Source organism: Mesorhizobium sp. M8A.F.Ca.ET.057.01.1.1, from assembly GCF_003952565.1.
Classification (GTDB): Bacteria; Pseudomonadota; Alphaproteobacteria; order Rhizobiales; family Rhizobiaceae; genus Mesorhizobium.
The window spans coordinates 3,376,707-3,400,905 of record NZ_CP034454.1; the positions used below are offsets into that span (position 1 = coordinate 3,376,707).

The 24,199-nt window shown below is 63.4% G+C and carries 19 protein-coding genes and 2 pseudogenes; 3 read left to right on the plus strand and 18 right to left on the minus strand.

All coding sequences use genetic code 11. The features are described from left to right. Positions 1–142: 142 nt before the first annotated feature. From tssI to EJ077_RS15775, 3 genes are read left to right on the plus strand one after another with little or no spacing between them, the layout of a single operon-like run. Positions 143–2,470 carry a type VI secretion system tip protein VgrG gene (gene tssI, locus EJ077_RS15765; protein ID WP_208695181.1) on the plus strand — a complete coding sequence of 776 codons (2,328 nt, stop codon included), beginning with the start codon at positions 143–145 and terminating at the stop codon, positions 2,468–2,470. Between the two features lie 7 nt (positions 2,471–2,477). Then, positions 2,478–2,903: a DUF6484 domain-containing protein gene (locus EJ077_RS15770; protein ID WP_135864730.1), complete on the plus strand. Its 426-nt coding sequence runs from the start codon at positions 2,478–2,480 to the stop codon at positions 2,901–2,903. A gap of 9 nt (positions 2,904–2,912) precedes the next feature. After that, positions 2,913–4,076 (plus strand): hypothetical protein, encoded by a 1,164-nt coding sequence (locus tag EJ077_RS15775; RefSeq protein WP_208695182.1) that lies wholly within the window; start codon positions 2,913–2,915, stop codon positions 4,074–4,076. Between the two features lie 34 nt (positions 4,077–4,110). Here EJ077_RS15775 and EJ077_RS15780 read toward each other — a convergent pair whose 3' ends face one another. From EJ077_RS15780 to tssA, 18 genes and pseudogenes are all read right to left on the minus strand, one after another. After that, a complete protein-coding gene (locus tag EJ077_RS15780) occupies positions 4,111–5,148 on the minus strand; it encodes a hypothetical protein (RefSeq protein WP_208695183.1) in 1,038 nt (345 codons plus the stop codon). Further along, complete coding sequence (locus EJ077_RS15785; protein WP_208695184.1) at positions 5,145–6,236, minus strand: DUF2169 family type VI secretion system accessory protein; 1,092 nt, start codon at positions 6,234–6,236, stop codon at positions 5,145–5,147. The genes EJ077_RS15780 and EJ077_RS15785 overlap by 4 nt, the downstream gene beginning before the upstream one ends. 3 nt (positions 6,237–6,239) lie before the next feature. Then, entirely contained in the window at positions 6,240–6,554 is a 315-nt protein-coding gene (locus EJ077_RS15790; RefSeq protein ID WP_208695185.1) for a hypothetical protein, read from the minus strand. A 183-nt stretch (positions 6,555–6,737) separates the two neighbouring features. Continuing rightward, positions 6,738–7,187 carry a hypothetical protein gene (locus tag EJ077_RS15795; protein WP_135864748.1) on the minus strand — a complete coding sequence of 150 codons (450 nt, stop codon included), beginning with the start codon at positions 7,185–7,187 and terminating at the stop codon, positions 6,738–6,740. A 3-nt stretch (positions 7,188–7,190) separates the two neighbouring features. Further along, the gene (locus EJ077_RS15800; protein ID WP_135864750.1) at positions 7,191–8,057 is read right to left on the minus strand and encodes a DUF4150 domain-containing protein; all 867 of its coding nucleotides are present in this window, start codon (positions 8,055–8,057) and stop codon (positions 7,191–7,193) included. Next, complete coding sequence (tagF, locus tag EJ077_RS15805; RefSeq protein WP_208695186.1) at positions 8,057–8,584, minus strand: type VI secretion system-associated protein TagF; 528 nt, start codon at positions 8,582–8,584, stop codon at positions 8,057–8,059. The genes EJ077_RS15800 and tagF overlap by 1 nt, the downstream gene beginning before the upstream one ends. Continuing rightward, positions 8,581–12,123: a type VI secretion system membrane subunit TssM gene (gene tssM, locus EJ077_RS15810; protein ID WP_208695187.1), complete on the minus strand. Its 3,543-nt coding sequence runs from the start codon at positions 12,121–12,123 to the stop codon at positions 8,581–8,583. Before tssM ends, tagF begins: the two co-directional genes overlap by 4 nt. Before the next feature lies 1 nt (position 12,124). Then, positions 12,125–13,453, minus strand: coding sequence for a type VI secretion system protein TssL, long form (gene tssL, locus EJ077_RS15815; RefSeq protein ID WP_208695188.1), 1,329 nt, complete (start codon positions 13,451–13,453; stop codon positions 12,125–12,127). Between the two features lie 4 nt (positions 13,454–13,457). Continuing rightward, a complete protein-coding gene (gene tssK / locus EJ077_RS15820; protein ID WP_208695189.1) occupies positions 13,458–14,792 on the minus strand; it encodes a type VI secretion system baseplate subunit TssK in 1,335 nt (444 codons plus the stop codon). A 40-nt stretch (positions 14,793–14,832) separates the two neighbouring features. Next, positions 14,833–15,285, minus strand: coding sequence for a type VI secretion system lipoprotein TssJ (gene tssJ, locus EJ077_RS15825; protein ID WP_135864760.1), 453 nt, complete (start codon positions 15,283–15,285; stop codon positions 14,833–14,835). A 3-nt stretch (positions 15,286–15,288) separates the two neighbouring features. Further along, positions 15,289–16,739 (minus strand): annotated as a pseudogene (tagH, locus tag EJ077_RS15830) (type VI secretion system-associated FHA domain protein TagH). After that, positions 16,736–17,802, minus strand: a pseudogene (tssG, locus tag EJ077_RS15835) (type VI secretion system baseplate subunit TssG). Before tssG ends, tagH begins: the two co-directional pseudogenes overlap by 4 nt. After that, positions 17,766–19,640 (minus strand): type VI secretion system baseplate subunit TssF, encoded by a 1,875-nt coding sequence (tssF, locus tag EJ077_RS15840; protein WP_208695190.1) that lies wholly within the window; start codon positions 19,638–19,640, stop codon positions 17,766–17,768. The pseudogene tssG and the gene tssF overlap by 37 nt, the downstream one beginning before the upstream one ends. A 1-nt stretch (position 19,641) precedes the next feature. Beyond that, positions 19,642–20,394, minus strand: a complete 753-nt coding sequence (gene tssE, locus EJ077_RS15845) for a type VI secretion system baseplate subunit TssE (RefSeq protein ID WP_208695191.1) — start codon at positions 20,392–20,394, stop codon at positions 19,642–19,644. After that, positions 20,381–20,830, minus strand: a complete 450-nt coding sequence (locus tag EJ077_RS15850; RefSeq protein ID WP_027047140.1) for an Hcp family type VI secretion system effector — start codon at positions 20,828–20,830, stop codon at positions 20,381–20,383. Before EJ077_RS15850 ends, tssE begins: the two co-directional genes overlap by 14 nt. 82 nt (positions 20,831–20,912) lie before the next feature. Then, entirely contained in the window at positions 20,913–22,418 is a 1,506-nt protein-coding gene (tssC, locus tag EJ077_RS15855) for a type VI secretion system contractile sheath large subunit (RefSeq protein ID WP_135864770.1), read from the minus strand. A gap of 3 nt (positions 22,419–22,421) precedes the next feature. Further along, positions 22,422–22,958 (minus strand): type VI secretion system contractile sheath small subunit, encoded by a 537-nt coding sequence (gene tssB / locus EJ077_RS15860; RefSeq protein ID WP_010910843.1) that lies wholly within the window; start codon positions 22,956–22,958, stop codon positions 22,422–22,424. 5 nt (positions 22,959–22,963) lie between these two features. Then, a complete protein-coding gene (gene tssA / locus EJ077_RS15865; RefSeq protein WP_135864888.1) occupies positions 22,964–24,139 on the minus strand; it encodes a type VI secretion system protein TssA in 1,176 nt (391 codons plus the stop codon). Positions 24,140–24,199: the final 60 nt, after the last annotated feature.

Sequence of the window (24,199 nt, forward strand, 5' to 3'; positions counted from 1 at the left end):
TGTTTGGCCTCCATCAAACATATGCTAGGCTCGCAACGGTCCGATGCGGTGAATTCGAAAACTTCCCGAACGTGATGCAGTTTACGCATGCGGGGTCTTCAATCCATCACACTGGCGGCCGCGTCCAGGAGGGGCACGACCCATGCCGAACGAACGTGCCACGGTTGTGCAGACCCCGGTTGGCGCCGATGTGCTGACCTTTACCCATCTTGTCGGCCGTGACGAGATCAGCCGAAGCTTTGCCTATATCGTCGGGTTCGTCAGCAAGAGCCGGGACGTTGATCCGCTGAAGATGCTGGGCGGCATCGTTTCAGTCGAAGGTGAATCCAATCCAAAGCGCTGGTTCAGCGGCCTGGTGTCGGATTTCAAGCTAAACCGCATCGAGGACCGGCTGGCGTTCTACGAGGCAACTGTCAGGCCATGGCTCTGGTTCCTCGGCAACACCACCGACTGCCGTATTTTCCAGAACATGACAGCGGTCGAGATCATTGAAAAAATATTCTCGAAGTACGGCATCGCCAAATTCGAGAAGCGGCTGCAGGGGTCTTATCCCTCGCGCGAATATTGCGTGCAGTACGATGAGAGCGATCTCGATTTCGTGCAGCGGCTGCTCGAGCACGAAGGCATCTTCTATTTCTTCGAGCACGACGAGGGCAAGCACACGCTGGTGCTGTGCGATGCGATTAGCAAGCTGAAGCCGGCGCCAGGCTACGAGAAGGTGCTCTTTAATTTCGAAGGCCACGGCTCGCGGCGCGACGTTGAATACATCACCGAATGGATCCCAGGCAGCGCGGTGCGACCAGGCGCCTATGTCCATACCGACTATGATTTCGAGAAGCCTGGCGCCGATCTGATGGCGAAATCGGCCCAGCCCTTCAGCCACAAGGAAGCTTCGGGCGAGAACTATCGCCAGCCCGGCGCGCATCTCGATGTTGGGCGGGGCGATAAGATTGCGGGTATCCGGCGCGAGGAACTCCAGGCGGTGCACCAGCACAGCACGGCGGTGGGCACCGTGCGCGGCCTTTTTTCTGGCTGCAAGTTCACCCTCGAAAGTTTTCCGCGCGACGACCAGAACCAGGACTATCTGGTGATCAGCGCCGAATACCGGCTGTTCGATCCGGGCTACCGGACCCAGAACGAAGCCCACAGCGAGAACTTCAAGGTGGTGCTGGGCGTTGCGCCCGCCAAATTGCCCTACCGGCCGCCGCGGATCACACCGCGACCGGTCATGCGCGGTCCGCAGACAGCGACTGTCGTCGGCCCTTCGGGCGAGGAAATCTTCACCGACAAATATGCGCGGGTGAAGGTGCAGTTCCATTGGGACCGGCTCGGCAAGAAGGATCAGAACAGCTCCTGTTTCGTGCGAGTGTCGCAGACCTGGGCTGGCAGCGGCTGGGGCTTCATCCAGATCCCGCGTATCGGCCAGGAGGTCATAGTCGATTTCATCGAGGGCGACCCTGACCTGCCGATCATCACCGGCCGCGTCTACAACGCCGCTGAGATGCCGCCCTACGCACTGCCGGCCAATGCGACGCAATCGGGCTGGAAGTCCAACTCGTCAAAGGGTGGCGGCGGCTACAACGAGCTGATGTTCGAGGACAAGGCCGGCTCCGAGCTGGTCAATTTCCAGGCGCAGAAGGACCACCATTTGCTGATCAAGCACGACCGCAACAAGACGGTCCATCACGACCAGTCCGACCGCATCGACCACGACGCCAAGCACTCCGTCGGACACAACCTCGACGAGGATGTCGGCAACAACAAGACGGTGAAGGTTGGCGTCAATCAAACGACCAATATCGGCAGCAACGACACGGAGACGGTGGCCGCCAACCGTTCGCTGACGGTCGGCGCCAATGAGGCCATTCATGTCGGTGCCAATTCGTCGGAAACAATCGGCTCCAACCATTCGCAGACGGTCGGGCTGGTACAGACGGTGACAGTGGGCGCGGCGCGCATCGACACCGTGGGCGCCACCGAGACACGGAGCGTCGGCGCAGCGCAGACGAACACGATTGGCATAAGCCGATCCGTCAGTGTGGGTACCAATCAGAGCCATGATATCGCTGCAGCCGACAGCTGGAACATCGGGGCGGCCCAAACCGTCAATGTTGGCGCCGATCAGAGTTTTTCCGTCGGAGGGGCTCAGTCGTCCCAGATAGGCAAGGCTCGAACAGCCAAGATCGGGGCGGATGATGGAACCGATGTCGGCGGGGGGCATGCTCTCAAGGTCGGGAAGAGCAGCGGTATCGACATTGCCCAAGACAGTTCAATCAAGGTTGGCAAGAATCTGACAATCGAAGCGGGCGACTCGATCACCATCAAATGCGGCTCAGCGTCGATTACGATGAAAAAGGACGGCACCATCGTCGCTGACGGGAAGGATATTATGCTCAAGGGCAGCGGGAGGATCACCGTCAAGGCCGACGGCGAAGTGATCGTCAAGGGAAGCACCATCAACAACAATTGAGGGCGTCATCATGGAAGTGCTGGATCGCATCGACGGCGTCGTTATCGGCCTGCTCATTGGCTTCGAAGGTGGAGCGCCACTGGTGGTCTTCGTCGGCAATCCGCGCGATACGGCGATTGCGGCGCGCAGCCTGACGGAACTGGGCGTTTCCGCGATCGGCTCGGAACTGGCCCTGCTGTTCGAGGAGGGCGACCCGACACGACCGCTGGTCGTTGGGCGCATCGTCGATCCGGCTCACAAGAACAGGGAGTTGCAAGTGGTCCGCGAAGGCGATCGTGTCGTCATCACGGGCGAAGAGCGGATAGAACTGCGTTGCGGCCTGGCATCAATCATTCTGGAGAAAGATGGTCGTGTGACCATTCGCGGTAGCCAGTTGACAAGCCAGGCGAGTGGGACCAACCGTATCCGCGGCGGGGCCGTGCATCTCAACTGAGGCGCTGCCGTGCACCGCGTTGCAACCATCGCTGCCATCGTGGATCAGCACGCCGAGGATGCGGCTTTCCTGTGGCTTCGCCGTCGCCGGGAGATCGATGGCCCCGTCCTCGATGAGACGGGTATCGGCCGTATCGATCAGCGTCTCGAAGCCAATCTTGAAGGGCTCATGGCTGCCGGTAAAGCTGGCTGGGAAGCTGCTCAGGCTAGATTCGCGGACTACGCCGAGCCGGGTGAACTTTTCGTGCTTGGCGTATTGGCATTGCGTTGGGGCGACACCGACCTGACAGAGGTCGCGATCAACGCTGCGGCGCGCCTGGGCGAGCCTGGTTTGTCGAGCCTTTCCGCCGCGATTGCGCGCACGCCGCGCGAAAATCTGCGACCGCTCGTGGTGAAATGGCTGGACACAAGCGATGCACGACTACGCTGCCTTGGGCTGTCTGCTCTCTGGCATCATCGCGTCGATCCGGGACCGCGCCTGCATGCTCTGGCCAGTCATTCCGACGCGAACGTGCGCCGGCGCGCCATCCGGCTCGCCGGTGGGCTCGGGCGGCGCGACCTGCTTCCGACAGTCCTGGGCGGTCTTGATGGCAAGACGGCGAAAGAACGTCTTGCGGCCGCCTTCGCCGCTTGCCTGCTTGGCGAGGCGCGGTCTGCGCACCCAGTGATCGACAAGATCGTGCTGACGGAGACGGATCAGGCGGAAGCGGCGATCGAGATACGCATGCTGACGACGCCGCCCAAGGCCGCGAAAGCCTGGCTGCAGACGCGCCTTGGCCAGCCCCTGCTGCGCGTGCCAGCAACGGCGTCGATCGGCCTGTTTGGCGATCCGTCGGTAATGCCCTGGCTGATCGAGAAGATGCGCGAGCCGGAACTTGTCTTTGCCGCAGGGCTGGCGATGCGCGATCTGTTCGATGTCGACTTCAACGACACCGACCTGTTCACGATAGACCCGTCCGATTTGGGGAAGGCGTTTGAATCTCTGACCGACAGTCCCTTGCCTGTCGCCGATCGCGTTGCCGCATGGTGGGACGAGGGACCGGGCAGGCGCAACCACACGCTTTTCCATTCGATGCGCAGGCTCAGGCTGGATGCGTTGCGTGTGGCAATCGCCACGCCCGAGGCGCCGCTGGCAAACTGGCGCATGACGCGAAAGTTCCCGGCCTGGATGTGATCGCCTTCGCCGAGGGGGCCGTGTTCCCTTCTGTTCAGCGTTGGCGGACGCTGGTAAGCGCGATCGCCGACCGGTTGCCACCCTCGGACGCGAGCTCGCAGGCCGCGACGCGGCCCGGCGCGTAACCGCTTATGAAACTATCGGCCGCCAGCATCAGAACAAGTGCCGCGCTAGCGGCTCCAATGTCGCCGACCGTCATCGCCGGGTAGGCTGTCGGGAATATCTCGCGGTGCGTGCGGTAAAAGCGCGCGCGACCGACTAGTTGTTCGAGCCCGCTGTACCGTTCCCCGTTTCCATTGCTGACGAGGAACTCGATATCGGATTCCTTGAGCCCGGATCTGCTGAAGGCAGCAAGCAGCGAAGCCACCATCGCATGGCCCTGACTCTGGCGTTCTGAAAGAACGCTGTCAATCTCTTGCGCCAGGCCCACCCCGCAAATCATGGCAGCCGGGCCGCTCCCCGGCGCCCGCGTCAGGCGCACGAAGGCAGCGCCCTCACCAGGGACTGCCCCTTGAGCATTGTTTTCGGATTTCAGGCGATTGGCTCGCATCAAGCGCGCAACGTCGGTCCCGTTAACGAGGCTGTCCACACCGCCGAGTAGCACCTGCGCGACGGTCCCGGATTCAAGCATGTCGCCGGCATAGTCGAGCAGTCCGGCGCTGGCTGCGGCACCGCCGTCAAATGCGCGCGAGCCGGCATTGAAGCGAAGGCCGCATCGCTCGAAAATGACATCCAAAAGGCGCTCCCGGTCGACATTTTCATACGCCGGATGGTCGCGAAAACTCTCCGGCAACGCGAGCAGGACAGCGGTCTGGTCCGGCGTTGCCTTGTCTCCAAGCATCGCCTCCTTGAGAGCGCGGGCACCCATGCTGGCGAGCCATATCCCCTCGTTGCGTCGCAGGCCAGCCTTGGCTGGAATGCGCGCCACGATCTGTGTAGCGGGAAACGGCTCTGAAAGAGGCACTTCCTGAAATGCTGACAGGTTTGCGCGAATGGCTGAGGTGGTCTGTCGCGCGTTCAATCCAGCAGGCGTGACCGCGCCACCGACCGAGATATAGAGCGGGCGCTTCACGGCTGCCACGCCGGGCGATCGCGCAGGGTTCCGTCGCCGCCTAGAAGATTGAGATAGAGTTTTCGTTTGCGGCGCGCATTGATCCAAACGGGAGAAATGTGGCCGAAGGCGATTTCCCGCAGCGCCGGCACATTGCGCCGGATCACCACTGCCAGGCGAGCCTTGAGGGTCACGCGTTTGAGGTCAGGCTCGATGAGCACGGTGTCAGGCTTGAACGCGTTTTCCTCTACACGATCGTCATAAATGAGCCGCAGCGGGGCGGTAATGCGCGGCACGCGGAAATCCCACCTGCCCGAAGCCGTCATGCCGATCACCGTGATATTCTCGCCGTCACCGATGCCCGCCAACTGCTGGTCGGCTGGGGCGCACATATAATGCCGCGTGTCGAAGTCTTTAGGAGCGAGCGGCCATTGGGTTTCGAGCCAAGCCTTGTCATAGGTTCCGGCGAAAGCCAGCCGCGGTTGCCAGCCCCGGCCAATCGTCCCAAATCCCGCTGGCCTCAGGGATTCCCCAGGTCGGGCCTGTGCCTCGCCCGGATACATGACGTTGGGCGCCTCGGTTCTGACCGCAGGATCTGCAGACCGGGCGTTATGAAACCCCACGCCGACTGGGTTGCGCTGGTCCGTGCGCAAGTCTTCCAAAGTGCCGCCATAGGCGCGCTCATAGACAATCGGCATGGTCCGGAACGGTGCTGGCGCGCTGTAGCGGCCGGAGTCGTAGATCCGGTCCCCGACCACCTGCAGGACCTTGCGGATAGAGCTGCCTACACGCAGGCCGACCTGCATCTCTCGTACCGGCTTGCCATTCGGCGCGTGCGCGGCGCCATTCACGATCACCTCGGCGCCAGGCTTGATGGGAGCGATATCCGCTTCGTAACGGATCGATGAAAGGGACGGATTGCCAAAAGGCTCATCGCCAAAGGTCACAGGCATCTGTTCGGTCGCTGGCTGGAATTCCTTTCCCTCACCAGTTGCCGCGAAACTTGCCGACAACATCACAACCAGCGTCTCTTGGCCGTCGGCATTCAATTGGACGTGGGTCGCGGTGGCGAAGGGGGTCCTGTTTTCCAGCCAGACATCGAAGGCCATCGCTCAGCACCACCGGTCGTTTTCATCAAGCCCGATAGGCCAGTAGGGCATGGCTGTCAGTAGTTCTAAATATTCCTTGTGGCCTTCATCGGCGACCCATTGCAGCAGGAACACCTCGGGCGCTATGCGGTCGGCCGCGGGCAATGTTTCTCCCACCGCAACGCATCGCAGCCAGTATTCCCGCACGAGCCATACGACCGCCGGATGATTCGCCGGGCCGGCCGCTGCGTCATCCAACTGGGCCGTGATCGCCTGATTGACGGTCAGGCCGCCATCGACCAGTTCGTCGAGGCCAGCTTCCCAGATTTCGGAGGCCACGTCGAACGTCTCCGCCAAGTCAGCGAGGTAGGCCTTGAATAGGGGCCTATATGCGGCAGAGGCCTCGCGGCGCGAAAGGCGGATTCCATGATCGGGACCGACAACGTCCCCGGGTGCATTGAGAAGTCGGCTCAGGCCGAGTTCGACACTATGGGCTATACGAATTGCCATCTTCCTTTAGCCTCAGCATATTTCGAGAGATGGATCCTCGCCAATCGGGACATAGACGAAGTACTTGAAGTGCTTGAATAGTTCTGTGTCGTATTCGGACATCATTTCGACCAGCAGCAGATTGGGCGGCACGGGGCCACTGGCGCTGTGTTCGTCGCCATCCTCGCCCCAGTTCGATTCATCGTCCTCGTCGTCATCCTCAGTTTGCTGAGCGTACCGTTTAAGGTTCAGGCCGTGAACCTTGAAGTAGTGCTTGCGGTAGATCGCCAGAACCCGTGGATGGGCCACCAGCCCGGCGGGCCAATGCAGATTGGCTACGTTCTCACCGGAGGCATTCAGGCGTTGCTGCAGTGCGCCCCACCATGCCTCGATCGCGGGCATGACGGCGTGGAGCTCGGCGGTCCATGCATCGATTATCGCCGTATAGTCAGCGTCGAGACCGGCAAAACCCGCTGCGCTCATCGCCTAGATCCCCCGAGCCTTCATGAAGGCCGTGACCGCCTTGTTGTCCACCTTCGACTGCCGGCCAGGCTGGCTGTTGCTATGGCTGGAGCAATGCGGCCTGACATAAAGCGCTTTCATCGCATCCTTGAAGCCTTGTGGGACGACCTCTATGTTGCATCCGCCCGCGTACCACGCTGCCTTCTGCGTCGGCTGGTGATCGGCGATAAGAGGGGCTTCCTTACCCGCAATTTGCCGGTTGACCTTGGCCTGCATCCGCTTGATCGCGGTCTTGTTCTTGCCGGTCGTGCGTTTCATCAACCTGTCAAGGTTTCGTTTGCACTCCCAGCATGGCCGGTTCTGGACTTTGGCCTTTTGTGGGCCTGTTGGTTGGGTGTAATGATCGTCGTAGCAATAATCGGTCGTGCATTTCTTCTTCTCTTTAACCAGAAGGGAGTTGCGGAAGTTGACCAAGGCGGCGGTATCGATGGTGTTCGGGAGTGGACTTGCGGCGTTCTGCTCCATGGTGTCGCCATGACGGCAGACACCCTTGCCCTCCACCTTGACGACGAACGACCAGAGCTTGAACACCCCCTTGCCCTTGATCTTGTGCGTTACGACCCCTGCGCCGAGGCCTTGGGTGGCTGGCTCGTTGCCGGTGCTGGTCGCAACCTCCGACGAGCTTTCGAGCGCGGTCGGATTGCCTTCGATCTTCACGCTCGTGCTGCCTTTGGTGAGATCGCTGGAAGACAGCATGTTGACATATGGAACCGGGACCGGGCCTGCCGGCGGGGAAGGCGGGCTCAGGCACACATCTCCTGGCGCCACGCCCTTGCCGCCGCTTCCCTTATGGAAGAAGCCCATGCCTTCTGCGAAGACGGTGCTGCCCATCAGAGATGTTCCGTCTCAGGGCGCGGGGCGCGCATTTTCGGCAGGGCGTTGGCCGCCAGGTCGTGAATATCCGAGAACGCGAACTCATGCACCGACCAGTCGTCGACCCAGAAGCCAATCCGGTTCGGATCGCCATGGCTGTCGCTGGGCGCGGCGAGGTGGGCCAAGCTTTCGGCGATCCAGGACTGCGTCCTCTGCAATTCGACCGCTGCATCAGCGATTGACGCAACGCCGTCGAACCATGCATCGTCAGGCGTCGGCGTAGACCCAATCCCGATGATTGCGAAGGGATAGCGGCGGCCAACGCGGTCCTCGCTCATCCGCCAGACACCGGCGCAGGGCTGGCCACCAAAAATCCCGGCCCGGACAACAAAGCGCCAGACACGCGAATCCAATTCCCCCTCATCGGGCCTCTGGCGCAACTCCATCGACATCCACCTGTCCCAGCGGTCGATGAAGGTCCGCGGCAAGTTCGCGGCGACGAAATCTCCGCTCGCCGGAATCTTGCCGAAAAAGCCGGTGTTCATATCTGCGGCGGACATGTGAACTTCTTGAACATTTCGAGTGTGTAGGGGTTCTCGACGCTGGCGGCCTTGAGTTCGAAGTCGGCCCACATCCCCTTGGTGCCGAGCCGCAGGCTGTAGACGTCGGTGAGCTTGGTCGCGGCGAAGTGGCCGCCGCGCAGCATTCTAAGCCAGGCCCAACTGCCGGTCTCGTTGAGCATCACTTCGGGCGAGCCGTCGACCGGCTGGAAGGCGAGCGAGATCACGCCGGTTCCGTCCTTACCGGGCCATGTCATCGGCTGCGGCCTGGTGGCATTGTTGTAGTAGACGAGGTTCTGGCCATCGAGGTTGAGCGTGACCCGCGCCGCGCCGGGCGCGAGGTCCTTGGGTTCCAGAGTGAAGTTCATCACCGGGCCGGTGCCGCCCGGAAACAGGTCGTCGCGGATATGCCTGGCCTGCTCGAACGCTGCGAGCGCCGCCGGGTCGAGGCCGAAATCGGCCCGCCATTTCCATGGCTCGCTGGCGGTGTCGACATAGTTGATAAGATGGTCGTTGATGAACGCATCGATCATGCCAGTGGGTCCGAACAGACGCTGAAAGTCGCGCACATTGACGTCGACCGCGCTGTCGGCGCTGAATGGATAGCGGTTGTTGAGCGCCGCCTGGCAGAAGGGGAGTATGTCGGCCCGCCAGATGGCGTTGAGCTCGTTGGTCACGGCCTTCTGCGACAGGCCGCTGGTGTCGCCGGCGATACCGCCCAGCCAGTCGTTGATCGGCGAGGGCAGGATCTGCGCCTGCCTGGCGACCGCGCCTGTCAGTTCGGCAAGGCCGCCCTGTTTCTTGATCGCATCCTGCGGGTTCGGATTGGCGGTGACCGTCTGCAGCACATTCGACAGCGCCGTCAGCGCCACTATCGCCGCGTCGAGCGCTGGCGGCTGGCCGTCGACCTGGGCGATGGTGCCTTTGAGGGGCTTGAAATGCTCGGCAACGAGGCTGCCGGTCATGTCCACCTGGCTGGCGGAGCCGGCGCGCGGCAGGAGCTTCGCGCCTGTGGTCACGACCTTGCCCAGCTTGCCGAGTTTGCTGAGCAGCTTCGAGCCCGTGCTGGCGGCAGCGCCGCCTTTGTCGCCTGCTGGCGCATCGTCGGAGCGGGTGAGGTCGGTCTCCTGCACCACTGCCATCAACAGGCGCTTCAGCGCGGAGTCGGCGCTTGAAAGATCCTTGAGGTTCTCACTGGCGATGTTGAGATCGGTAAGCGGGGCAAGCCGCATGTCACGCAGGAAAGAGTCCCACTGCGCGATATAGTCGTCATAGTAGAGCTTCAAGATGTCCTGCGAGAGTGCTGAAACCGATGTCTCCGAATTCTCCGCGCAGCCACCGGCAAACACCGCGCGATCGAGCGCCGCCTGTCCCGCTACATCCTCGACCCGATCGAGGATCGCGTCGTGGAAGCCGGCATAGGTATAGGGGCCAGGAACACCGACGCGCAACGTCTTGTCGGAGCGGCGCGCGAACACTTTGGCGCCGTTCGGCCCGGCGAAATTGGCCGGCACCCATTCCTTGACGGCCGCCACCTCCGGGTCAGCCAGGAGCTGCTTGTAGGCGCGCTCCGGCAGTGAGATCGTGCATACAGTCTTCAGCGCCTCCGCGACCAGCGCCTTGTCCGGAGCGATGTAGCTGTCGTCGATGGCCATGCGGCGGATGGCTGCGAGCTGGTGCTCTTCGGCGTCGGCCGTGGGGAAGGGGGGAGCCGGCGCGAATTGCGGCAGGCTGTTCACCCACCAGTTCTGGACGAACTCGGTGTCCATCTGCGACAGGCCTGTCATCATCCGGTAGGTCTTCAGCGCGCCGAGCATGAAATCCGGGTCGCGGATCTGCCGCCACATCGTGGCCTCGAGCAGGGCGACCATATGCGGCTCGAGCACATTGCCCAGCGCATGGTCGTAGGTATCGGTCTGTGCCCGCACCAGCTCCGCCGAGGCGGTCGGGCCCAGCAGGTTATGGACGGCATCTGGCGGCGCCGTCCGGGCGGTCGCCACCGCGTCCATCGCCGCCAGCGCGCCATCCATGGTCGGTTGCTCGACCGCGGCCGTCGTGGCGGCGACTTGGGTGAGCGGCCCTTGCAGGGCTTCGAACTGGCCGGCCTGTTCGGTGATCGCATTGCGGTTGTCGAGGTAGGACCAGGTGAACAGTCCGCCGGCCAGCAAAGCCGCGAGTGCGCAAGCGGCGGCCGCTCCGCGCCAGATCCAGGCGCGGCGACGCTGCGCCAGCGGATCGAATGTGCCGAGGCCGGCCTCCTTGAAGATCACCTCGGTGAGAAGGTTCCTGAGGAAGAAGCTGCGCTTCTCGACACGCGCCGCCGGCATGGCGCGGCGCGGTGGCAGGCCGAAGGACGACGACAGCGCCGCGGTCAGCCGGTCGATGGGAGCGCCTTCCTGTGTCGCCGATGTCAGGTAAAGGCCGCGCAGCCAGGCTGCCTCCTCGTAGCGACTTTCGCCGAACATCGCCTCGATCAGTGTCCTGATCGGCTCGCCAAGGCTCGCTAGCTGCGCCGGAAAGCGGAAGATCTCAGCGCGTGAGCCGAGCTTGTCTTCATCTTCCAGGCGCGGTACCAGCCGCCGCTCCAGCTCGGTGGCAAGCCCGGCAAGTTCCGCCTGGATTGTCCCGGCGTCGACACGGGCGTCGAGCGGGAAAGTCGTCCCCCACACCTGCTCGCGCGCCGTCGTCGACAAGCCGCCGAAGAAGGTTTCGAAGCCTTTGATCAGGTCTGCCTTGGTTAGCATCAGGTAGACAGGCAGACGGATCTCCAGCCGATCGTTCAGCTCCGCCAGCCGGCGACGGATTTTGCGCCCATGCGCCTTGATCGCTTCGTCGCCCTCCGAGAGCGCATCGATCGACAGCGCGACAATGACCCCGTTGAGCGCGCGGCGGCCGCGGTGTTTTTTTAAAAGGTCAAGGAAGCCCAGCCATTCAGCCGCGTCGACGTCCGGCTGGCTCTCCTGCTGAACGTAGCGGCCAGCAGTGTCGATCAGCACCGCGTTTTCGGAGAAGAACCAGTCGCAATTGCGCGTGCCGCCGACGCCTTGCAAATCATCGGTGAGATCAATTGGAAAATTGAGGCCTGACTGCCGCAATGCCGTGGTCTTGCCGGTGGCCGGCGGCCCGACGATCACATACCAGGGCATCTCGCGCAGGAATTTTCTGCCGCCGAGCTTGCGGCGCTTGAGCTCGGCCATCACCTCGCCGAACTTGGCGCCAACGGCTGCAACGCTCTCCTCGCCGGGTGTGAGCTGCTTTTCCGCCACCGGTGCCGCGATCTCGGCGACAAACATGCGGTTGGCGCGGATGGCTCGCCGCTGCGCGAGGATCAGCCAGATCAGCCACAGGATGATCAGCCCCGCGATCATTGCGATGCGCACATTGTCGGATTCGAATGGCGCGTAAGGCCCGACCTTTACGATCGGGCCGAACACCCAAATCAACAGCGAAAGCAGCGCAATGCCGAGCAGCGTCCACAGGAAACGCGAGGTGATGACAGCCCAAAAGAGGCGCAGGATGAACATCTCAGAGCCTCTTCTCGACCAGGACCTCGACGCGCCGGTTGAGCGCGCGGCCCTCGCGCGTCGCGTTGTCGGCCACCGGATCGGTGTCGGCGCGGCCTTCGGAATGGATGTGCTCTTGTGGCACGCCAGCCTGAACCAGGAGGTCCGCTATGGTTTGGGCGCGCGCCTCCGAGAGCCGCTGGTTGCTCGCGAGTGGGTTGGACCGTTGCAGTCGCACATTGTCGGTATGGCCGATGATCGTGATGTTTCCGATCAGCTCCTTGTTGTCCAGGATGACCTTGGCGATGGCGGCGATCAGCGGCTCATAGCCTTGGGACAGCGTCGGCCGCGAGGACTGGAACAGCTCGGGGTTGGAAGACTGGATGATTAGCTTGGCTAGCGAGACGCTCTCGGTGCCGCTGAGCGCGCCCTTGAGGCTGGCCGGCGCTTCGGCCTTGAACGCGGGCAACAGCGCGAAATCGACCGACTGTGGCGGTTCAGGTTCGGGCGCGTCCTGCTTGGGGGCGGCGCGGGTAACGTCGCCGCGTGAAGCCGGCGGCAGGGTGCGCACGAGTGCGGAGAGTTCAACCGCCTGGCTGCTCAAGCTCATCGACAGACCGATGTAAGCGGCGGCGGCGGCGGCAATTGCGGCAAGTGCCATCACCCAGATCGGGACGATGAAGCGCTGCGGCTCGTCGGAAGCGACCACGCCCTTCCAGTGCGGCGACAGCGGGGCGTCTTCGGCGTCGGCGTTACGCAGCAAGCGCGCCGCAGCGACGCGCACCGCGTTGAGCGACCGGTCGCCGGCACGGCCAGGCACGCGATATTGGCCGCGGAAGCCGAGCGCCAGGCAATAATACTGAAGCTCCAGCATCTCGCGGTCGCGGTTCGGGTGACGCTCCAGCTCGTCAAGGCGGGTGAAAAACTGGGTGCCGGCATCGACGTCGCCACGCAGCATGACCACCAGCGGCTGGCGTGGCCAGGCGCTGGCGCCGCCCCAAGGCGTGTTCAACGCGAGGTCGTCGAGCAACGCCGCCACGGCCCAGGCCGCCTGGTCGGCGCGCTCCAGCGAGGAGCCCGCTACCATCGCGGCGTCGCGCGCCTGAACCAACTCGTCGAGCAGGCGCGTGCGCATCGCTTCCGGGTTCTCCGGCGCCAGCGCGCTTTCGAGCTCCGGCGCGAATTCAAGCAATGGCGCGAAGATATTGATGAGCGTGTTGGGATGGGCGCGCGCCATTTTGACCGGGACGCCCAGTGCCCGCGGCGCCATCGGCCGTGGCGCAGCCCCCGCCAGCCTGATCCGTGTGCGTTCGCGATCCTCCGACAGTCCGAAAGGATCATCCCGGCTCATGGCGTCACCTGTTCACTGAGTAGCAGTCGACCTGCGGCTCGCTCGGCAGGACACCGGAAACGCCGATGACGAAGCCGGGGGCGTCGAGCAACGAGGCCCAATGCTCGCTCTTCTGGTCAAGCTCCAGGCACAGCCGGTCGCCATCGTAGGGAATCTCGCGTGGCTGCGAATGAAGCGGTTTCAGCGGAATGCCTGGCAGGCGGGACTTCCAAAGACCTTCGAACTGGTCAGCGGCGCCGACGGTCGCCTGGTTGACGAAGATCTTGCGCAGCGCGTCTTCCGACAGTTCCGATCCGACGCGGATGACGATGCGGCTGGCGACCAAGAGCTTCGGGTTGTCGATGCGCACTTTCCAGACATTGGTCGCGTGCCGCATAACCGGCAGCGCTCGCGATTTCGGCTCGATGTAGCGCAGGCTGAGAATGAGCGAGCGCAGGGCGTCGGCCAGCGCCATATAGGCGGGGCCGGGCGCCATGTGATCGTAGGCCGGCAATTCGCCGAGCCGCCGCGAGCTCGAGCCGTAGGTTGCCATCTCGCCGGCCAGTCCGGCCAGTTCGAGATAGAGTTCGGCCGGATGAAAGACATCCTGCGCGAGCATATGGGCAAGCCGCGGGCGAGCGGCATTGGCGAGGTGCAGCATCAAAAGGTCTTCGACGCTGCGACCGGCACCACCCATCACCATCTTGCCATGCGCTTCGGCGATCTGGTCGAGGCCGGTGACGACCTCCTGCAGCAATTGCCGGTACCAGTGGATTGCGCCGGTGATCAGCGTCGGCGGCAGGAACGTCTCATCGAGCGAGATGCCGCCGTCGGCGCGCACACCTTTTATGTCGGCGATCGGCAAGGCGGTATAACCGCCGACCGACTTGCCGGGCGCAAGCAGGGCGGCTTGCGGCCGGGCGATCTCGATCTCTTCCGGATCGGCGCCGCTCTGGACGGCGTCGCGCACCGAAACGATCTTGCCGTGGTAGCGCGCGCCCGTCGATGCCGCATGCGCCGGATCGAATCCGACCCCACCGGGTGGCTCAAGCGGCAATGCGACCAGCACCGGCCCGGCGCCGGTGTCCGCCGTGACCGGCAGCGGCTTGGGCGCATCCATCAGTTCCGGGATGGAGAAAGGCGTGCCGTCCGGGAAAATGCCCCGGGCGGACACGATGGAGACCTGGCCGGCATCGAGCAGCGACTGGTCGAGGGTCAGTTGCTGGAAGCCGAAAGTATGGAGCTGGCCGGCCTGCAATGCGCCGCGCACCATGCCCTCGAAGAACCGATCCTGCTGCTGGAAGTGCTGGGTCCTGAGAAACAGGCCCTCCGACCACAGCACCCTGTTTGCATCGCTCATGCCACTACTTTCTGCACACAACCATCCGCGGCCCCTGTCGCTAGGCGGAAATACCGCCCTTGCCGAGGCTGACATTGATGGTGAATTTCGACCCTGGCGATACCGACTTGGTCGTGCGCCAGTTGCGTCCGCCTGGCTCGCGGATCAGCGCCACGAAGCCGAGTGCCGTGGCGTTCGGCTCGACCGTGATGGTCTTGGCCGCCGTCTTGCCTGGCGCGACCGAGATCGTGTCGGAGCCGATGAGGTCGGCACCGAGCGCCGAGCTCGCGTCGCCCTGCAGCGCGAAATAGTCGGCCGAGTTGAACTTGCCGGTGCTGGCAAGCCGCATCACCAGGACCGTCACCGGCCTGTCGCCGCCGCCCGGTCCTGGATTCATGCCGGCACCCCCGGTCACGTTGACCGAGATAACCGATGGTTTCGGCGGGCCGCTCTGGCAAGCCGCAAGCAGCCCCGTAGCGCCGAGGGCAACGACGAATTCGCGTCTGTCGATCATGTCCTACTCCTCCTCTTCATATGCGTCCCTGAAGTCTGCGCCGATCTCGCCGAGGAAACTCGATTCCGCGCTCTGGGCGATGTCGCGATGGCGTTTCTGGTAGAGCTCCCACAGCTTGGCATTACGTCCGCCGGACAGCAGGTTGCCGATGGCGGAATTTGATTTGAGCTCTTCCTCGATCACGGCCGGATCGAAACGGTCGATCATGCGCCGAAGCGCGGCCTGAACGCCGCGCCAAGCACGTACGTGATGCTGTGCAAGGTCCTTTACCGCATCGTCGATCGCCGCCTCGCCGGAGAGAAAGCCCGGACTGCGTTCCGAGATGATGGTGACGATGACATCGTCGGCCGTCGGCAGGAATTTAAGCGGGTTGACCTCGGAAGCGCCGACCACCGTCTGGGCGACGCGCGCGCTTCCCTTCTCCTCGGCGCGCTTGCGCAGCAGTTGCATCAAGCCATCCAGCATCAGCCGGTATTCACGCCCGAATTTTTCCATTTCGGCGATCGAATTGCGGCCGGGAAAATCGGCCTCCTCGACGCCCATCCCGCGCAAGAACGCGGCACGAAGCGCCATATCGCTGGATGCGGGCTGCGCCGGGCGTGCCGGCCCAGGCGTTGGAGCGGCGCGTCGCGGCGGCGGTGGCTCGGCTGCCTGCAACGGCACATCCCAGGGATGCCCGGCGCGCGGCTTTTCAGCCTGATGCTGCACACGTCCTGCCGGGTCGGCTCCGTTGGCGAGAGGCGGGGTCGCCGCCGGCCCAAAGCTGAAATCGTCATCGAAGCTGGCCGGCTTTGCCGCATGCCCTGACGCATCGTTGCGCGAAGGCATTTCGCCGAACCCGAACGGATCTGGCTGACCTCGAGCAGCGACATCACCGGATTGCGACGTCGCCACCGGGTCGAGGCTGAACGGGTCGTCAAAGGCAGACGAACTGCCTTGGCTCGATGCGCGATCATAAGCCCCCGGAACATGCTGCTCGAACGGGTTCGGCAGGTCCGCCGGGCGTGGCGGGCGTGGTTCTTCCTCGACCTTGGCCGAGAAGAAGTCGTCGCTGGCAGGCGTTCGCGCTCCCGGCGATGACCACGCAGGTGCGGGTTGGCTCGCGACCGGAACCGGGCCTACTGACGTCCGGTTCGCTTTGGGTTGAACCTCGACATAGAACACATAGTCGCCCATGCGCAGCCGCATGCCGCTCTGCAGCCGCATCGACCTGCCAGGTCCCAGGGGCTGTCGGAGTCATCGACGAACAATCCGCTGCTGGACGTGTCGGTAATGAAATAGCCATTCCGGTCGCCGCTGATCTTGCAATGCGCGCGCGAGACGAACATGTCCGGGTCGTCGATCTGCCAGCCGGCGTCGGCGCTGCGCCCGACTACCAATTCGCCCTCCTCCAGCCGGCTCTGCCTGACTAGTTGCGAGCGCGGGCCTTGTTCCAACGTCAGCAGCAGGCTCATACGGCTGCCTCCGCCATTTCCGGCCGCCAGCCGACGATGGTGTGCAACCTGAGATCGTCGGCGTCACCCTTTTCGGCGGGACGCGCCAGCCACGTCGTCCGGCCAAGCTGGACAGTCCCGACCCGTGGCGGCGGCACGGCTTTGCGCGCGAGCACGATGCGCAAATCGACGTCGAGCGTCTCGCCGATCATATCGCGTACCGCCTTCTTGAACAGGCCAAGACGCCGTTCGCCGGGCAGGAACGACCTGAAGGCGTCTAGGCTCAGCGGACCGACGCGCAGTTCGATCCTGCTTTGGCGGCTGAAGACCCGCGGCCCGATCGTCGCGCCGCGTCCGAGCCCGGCATGGGCCTTGCCGAGACGCGTCTGCAGTGCCGTCGGTATGGTGGTCCAAGCAGCAACGAATTCTTTGACCTGCACCGGCACCTTGAAGGCGGTGGCGAGAAACAGCGTCAGCCGCTCCACGCCGTCGACCTGGCTGGCGAGCGATCCAGCCTGTCGCAGTCGCACAGTGTCAAGTTCGGGATCCTGGGTGCCGGGGAGGCCGATCCCCGACATTGCCTCCAGCATGGCGCGAACACGCCCGCCGACGGACCGCTCGACCTGCACCGCCGGATGCGCGTCAGCCCAGGCGCGATAGTAAAGGGCCATCATGCGGTGCTGCAGGATGTTGACGAAATCGACGAAGGTCGTGTCGCTGGTCTGCGCGGCGTCGGCCCCGGTGAACCAGCGCTGGGACAGCCGGTCGAGCACCCAGCGTGTCAGATGCAATGGCATCGGTCCTTCCGGTCCAAGCAGCCCGAGATTGGCGACGGTCACACGGGCGGGGCCTTCTCACCGGCGTCCTGGTGCTTGACGACGTCGCGGGCCGAGAAGCTCAGGCGCACATGCTGGCCAAGTCTCGCCGGCTCGCAGTCGGCCGTTCCGGAATGGCCGAACAATCCACGGCGCTGCTCCAGGCGCCGCAGCAGTTCGAAAAAGTCGAAGCTCTCCAGCAACGGTTCGGCCGCGACCGTTGCGGGCCCCGCTAGATCAGGTAGCGATTGCCGGGCGTCATCGGCCATGGCACGTCCTCCTGCTTCTGCAGCAACCGGGTACGGGTCCGCACAAATCCGTTTATCCCTGCATGGCGGGCGAACAGCCGCGAAAGCAGAGCCGAAAGCAGCAGCGAACTTTGACCCGCCAGCACGGACTGGTCGACATGCAGTGTCACTTCGGTGCCGCGTCCGAAACACATTGGCCCGTCGATCTGGAGCCGCTCGATCACCGGGCGTGAATCGATGCGCACGATCGAATGCACGTTGCGGGCAAGGCTGGGATCGCCCCGATCGGCATAGAGGTCAAGCAAGGCATGCAGCGGATCCACGCCACGGCCTTCCTGGGCAAGGCTGAGGAAGTTGAGAGAGAGTTGCGCCACCAGTCGCCAGGCGAGATTGTCGGCGCGGGATTCGCCCGCCGCGCTGGCCGGGAGGGATGCCGGGATGGCCGCCTGTGGCGCCCGCAGCGCTCCAAGCAAGCGCACCGCTTCGACCGGATCGGCCGTTTCCAGCGTAAGCGTCGGCGTGTCGTCCAGGATAGGCAGGTCGCGATTGGTACACAGCGCCGAGATGTCGAGACGCTTCAGCGGCCGGTTTGGCACGCTTCCTGCCGGCCGCGAGACGGCGATAAAGACGTCGTCGCCCGTGTAGGAGGTGCGGGTCAGACCTTCGCGCCGCTCATCTTCGGTGGCTCGGCGCGGGCGTCGCTCGGTCGAATAGACCCAGCCGCTGCCGCGATTCTGCCCCAGGCTGAACAATTCGGGAATCGTCGCCTCGCCGCTCTCCGCATCGGCGTCCTCGACCCGGGTGACCCGGAAGATCTCGAAATCCCGCGCCCGGGTGCGGTCGGCGTGCAGCACCTGGCGCGTTTTGCGCGGATCGATCTCGATGACGTTGCATTCGCGTTCGAACAGATTGATGACCGGCGTCACGAACAGCTCGAAATCGGCAACCGTCACATCGGCGAGTTCGGGTACCGGACGCCGGAACACGAAGATGATCTCGATCCCCGCATCGCACGTGCGGACCACGGGCTGGAGGCCGGCGACCCGTACATAATGGAAGCGCTCCGGGATCATGAAATATTCGCGCAGCAGCCGGTATCCCTCGAAGGTCGGACGGGTGCGCGGCATCAGCGCTTCGTCGTCGCGGATGCCGATCATTTCGGGCTCGGGCAGCGCCGTTAGCGGATTGGTCTTGCCTTCCGCCCGCGCGCCGAGAGCCGAGCAGGCGCCGAAGATCGCATCGAAAAGCAATGGTGCCCTGGCACGCCCGGCGAAATAGAGGTCGAGACGGTCGAGCGACAGTTCGCTGAGCTTGCCTTTTCCCGTCCGGGCAAGGGTGACGCGAAACGCCGCCTCGCCGCGCGCGTCGCCGATCGGCGCGATTCCGGCGGCGGCGAGCGCGCTGCGATCCTGGAAATAGCTGACCGAGGCGATCGCGATCGGCCACAGCGTGACCTCCTGCGCGGAGGTGAAGGTCGAACGTGTCGAAAGCCCTGGATTGAGGCTGGAGACCAGTCGTGTGCCGCGCGCGACGGCGTGGCCGGCAATCATCGACTGCACCTGCTGGCCGGGTTTCAGCACAGCCATCGCCGTCGCCGGCGCCGGCGTCACCAGATCCGGGTAAAGCACATCGAGCACGGCGCGCGAGAAGCGCGAGCGCTCCGCGTCGACCTTGAGACGGGTGCGCGCGGCCAGGAAGGCCACGCCGTCGAGCAGACGTTCCACATAAGGGTCGGGACATGGGACCGTGTCGAGGGAAAGATTACGAGCGACAGCAGGATGCATGTCGGCGAATTCCGCGGCCAAGGCCCGGATATGGGTCAGTTCTTCTTCGTAATACTCCACGAAGACCCGATCCATCTCAGGTCTCCCGGAATTCGGTTCGTGCCAGGCCGTTGTCGAGATTGATCGTGGTGCGCAGCCGCATACGCTCCGGTGTAGGGGCCATGATCAGCACCGCGTCGATCTCGATCTTGAGGCCGACGCTTTTGTCGCCGAGCGTGACGTTGACGGTCGTGGCGCTCTCTTTCAGGCGTGGCTCGAAGGTGGCAAGCACCGCGCGGATTTCGCGCGCCAGCGCATCGCGGTCGAAATCCCGCGAAGATCGCCCGGAAAAGGACGGCACACCATAATTGACCACGCTGCGGCGCACCTCCGGAAAGTCGGAGAGCGACGGCAGTTCGTCCAGGGGCTGTTCGTGTTCGGTATCGGAAAGCATCGGTTCGGATTCGAAGCGCTCGGTGTTGAACAGGGCCTCGATGTCGCGCCGCACGGCTTCTCTCAACACGCGTGCCGAAACCACCACGCCGCGGCTTTCGATTTCGGCGCGATGCTCGGTCTGGAATAACAGCAGGTGCAGGCGCCGTTTCTGCTCGGGCGTGAGTTCGGCGTCGGCATCGATGGCGCGCGCGCTGCCTGTAAGGAGAGCCTCGACGCGCTCGGCGCCGAGTTCTTCATCCAGCAGACGGCGCAGCCCGTCGATCTCCGATGCCAGCCCCGGCAAGTCGTTGACAAGGCGGTCCCAGAGCGAGGGCTGGACCGCCTCGCGCTTTGCCCGCGAACTGCCGGCAAGCTGCGGCTTCGCGCCAGGCCGCTTGGCCTCACTTGCCCACATAGACGTCCATTTCGATCTCGTCGTCCTTGTCGTAGACGAACTTGATCTTCTTGTAGGCGAAGCTGACTTCTTCCTCGATAAGATCGGCCTCGTCGGCGGCCTGCCGCATATCGTACTCCATGACCGAGGCGTCGGTGAGCGTCACAACCAGATAGTCGCTGGTCTCGCCGTCAATGGTGCGGCGTGCCGAGAACACCACCTCGTCGAGCGCCTTGTTCTCGAACAGCGCCTTTTTCAGATAAGGCGACGACTTATCGTAGTGCTTGATGAATTTGATCATTCCCATCGACACACGGCCGCGTCGCGAAAGCGAATTCGGGTCGTAGGGCGCTATCATCTTGTAATCGACGCCATGCACTTCGATCTCGTCCTCATGGCCGTCGCGCTTGCTCGGGCCCTTGATGTCCGGAACTTTCAAAAATCCATCGATCTTCATTGAAGGAGCCTCGCTTCTCTCTGTGGTAGGCATTGTCTTTCTCCACCGCTTTCAAACGAAACAGGATGATCTCGCTGCGACTTCAGCCCTTCACTGACGGCAGTTCCGATACCAGCCGGAGGGAGGCGTTGATCCCTTCCAACTGGTAGTGCGGACGCAGATAGAAACGGGCATTGTAGTAACCGGGCCGGCCTTCGACGCTGTCGACCTGAACCTCGGCCGCGGCAAGCGGACGCTTGGCCCGCGCCTTGTCGTCGGCGAAGGCTGGATTGGCCAGCACGTACCGGTTGATCCATTCGGTCAACCAGATCTCCATATCGGTGCGTTCCTTGAACGATCCGATCTTGTCGCGGGCGATCGCCTTGAGGTAATGCGCGAAACGCGACACCGGGAAGAGGTAGGGCAGGTTGGCGCTCAGCCTTTCGTTTGACTGGGCGTCGGGGTCGACGAGGCGCCCGGCGCGCGTCTCGTCATCCTGGAGCGAGTGCGCGCCGATGAAGGCTGCGAGATCGGTGTTCTTGCGGTGCAAGATCGGCATCAGGCCGAGCTTCGCCAGTTCCGCCTCGCGCCGGTCGTCGATGGCGACCTCGGTCGGGCATTTCATTGCGATCGAACCGTCGTCCGTCGGGAAAGCGTGCACCGGCAGGTTGAGCACCGTGCCGCCATTCTCGACGCCGCGGATCTGCGTTCCCCAGCCATAGAGCTTGTGGCTGCGATTGATGTTGACGCCCATCGGGAAGGCGGCGTTCATCCAGACATATTTGTTGTGGTCGCCGCCCACTTCTTCCTCGAAGGTGAAGCCCTTGACCGGAACGGTTTCCGAGCCGTAGGGCAGGCGTGCCAGCACGCGTGGCATGGTGAGCCCGATGTAGCGGGCATCCTCGCTCTCGCGCAGCGACTGCCAGGAGGCATAGGCCGGGTTGTTCACGATCATCTGCAGGTCTTGCGGGTTCGGCAGTTCCTGCCAACTGTCCATGCGGAACAGCCGCGGCGAGGCGGCCGCGATGAATGGCGTGTGCGCCGAGGCACAGACACCCGAGATGTTGCGCAGCAGGCCGACGTCGCGCGGATGGTTGGAGAACTCGTAGGCGCCGATGATGCAGCCGATCGGCTCGCCGCCCAGCATCGAATACTCGTCCGTGTAGACTTTCTTGAAGATCGGGCTCTGGTCCCACATCTGGCCTTCGTAGTCTTCCAGCGTGTCGGCCAACTGCTCCTTGGAGATGTTCATCACCCGGATCTTCAGCTTGGTGTCCGTCTCGGTGTTGTTGATGAGGTACCAAAGGCCTCGCCAGGTGCCTTCCATCTCCCGCACTTCCGGGGCATGCAGGATCTCGTTGACCTGCGTCGTCAGCATCTTGTCGATGCCCGCGATCAGCGACTTGATCGACTTGATCGCGTTGGACGAGATGGTCGTCGTTTCGGAACGGGACTGAGCGGCCAGCGCCAGGTTGCGCACCAACTGCTGCAGTTTCTCGCTGTCGTCCTTCTTGACCTTGAAATCCTTTTCAAGGAGGCCGCTGAATTCGCCAAGATCGATGGCTTCGGCCTCGGCGGGAGCGGCTGCGGTCTTTTGCTGTTCGGCCATGACTTACTCCTCGCCCTTGCCGTCAGAAATCGCCTGGCTGGCGATCTTGCTAAGCAGCGGCTCGTTGTTCAGAAGCTGCGCGATGCGCTTTTCGGCGTCGACCCGGCCATCCATGAAGCCCAGCAGTTCCTCGAGTTGACGCCGCATCTTGAGGATCTCGGCCAGTTGCGGCACCTGCTCGGCGACCTTGTCCGGGGCGAAATCGCCCATCTTGGAAAAGGTGAGATCGATCGCCAATTCCTCGTCCCGCTCGGCGCCTTCGGCTTGGGGCAACGTGTTCTTCACGCGCGCCTTCACGCGTGGTCCCATCGCTTCCATGAATTTGGGGAAGCGATTGGCGTCGGTTTCGACGAAATTGCGGTCCAGAACCGACTTCGACGCCTCCTTGGTCTGCGAGGCGCCGGAAAGGTCGGCCATGACAGCCATGACGAACGGCAACTCGATCGTCGTGGGGCTGCCGTAGGTTTCGACGTCGTAGGCGATCTGCACGCGCGGGGCGCGGTTTCTTTCGATGACCTTGGCTTTGCTCTCTGCTGGCATGCTTGTTACCTTTCATCCTTCTGGGCCGGCTTCTTGGGATCGGGGACGCCGGCAAGCAGCCGGAATTCCTTCAGCCCCGACGGGGCGAGATCTTCCATCAGTTCGACGAAATCCATGTGCACCATCCTGCGCACGCGCCGGGCGAGATGCGGGATTGGGCTCGACGGTTCGGTGCGGTCATAGAAGGCGACCACGAGATCGAGGCATTTGACGACCTCGTCGCGCGAGTTGATCCGGTCAGGCAGGCCGGCGCTGGCTTCCACACGGCTTGCCACACTTGCCATCGTCTCGGCTCCATGACCGTTTTGGGTGGGCGTCGGTGCCGGTTGAGCCGGCTGCGGTGCAGGGTTTGCCGCACCGTTGGCCATTGCGCCGGTGCCGGAATTCCGCTCCAGCGTCGTCAGCAAGCGCTGCAGGAACTTCTTCAGATCCGGAACGGCCGCGCCGTTGCCGTCGATGCGGGCATTAAGCGCGGTATCCACTGCCTCCAGCGCCGAAATCGCTGCGTGCGCATCGGCCAAAAGTGTCGTGACAGCGTCCGCGGCCTGATCGATCTGTGCCGCGCATCCTGTGCGCACCCGGTTCAGCAACTGGTTGTGAGCGGCCGTCAGCGCCGCCTTTTCGGCGGTCCCCAGCCCAGAGGCAGCTTCCTGGAGCATGACGCGCTCGTCGAGCGCTGCCTGTTCCAGGTCTCGCCCGCTGATCGGCCCGATGGCGCGCGGTGAGAAGAAGACGGTCTGCCTGATGTTCGCCAGCAGGCCTTCCTTGCCGTTCTGGAGGTCGAGCAGCGCATTGATGCGTCGTAGCGCTGCGTCGCGGGGCGTGGCACTCGTCCGCAAAGCCGGATGCATCGTATCCCAATACTGGTCGAAAGTTCTTGCGATCAGGGTTAGCCCCTGGGTGAGGCCGGCGAGTTTCTCTTCATTGGCCAGCGCGCGCGTGACGATGACCAGAAGGCGCAAATCCCGGCCGCGCGACCGCAGTTCTTCTGATTTTTCGAGGACGGCCGCCCAGTCGACTGAGCTGGTTGATTGCGAAGCCTTGTTGCCACCGTCGTGGACGACCTTGAGCTGGGCTTCCGTGAGTCGCTCCAGCTCTTGAAAGGCCGGGTCGTTGCGTAAATCCTCTCCCGACGGGTTCGCACCGTTCAGAGGATTCAGCCAGAGTGCGAGATCAATCACACCTACCCCCAGCAAAGGGCCCTGTGACCCATGTGACGCAACGTTATCATCGGTCCCATG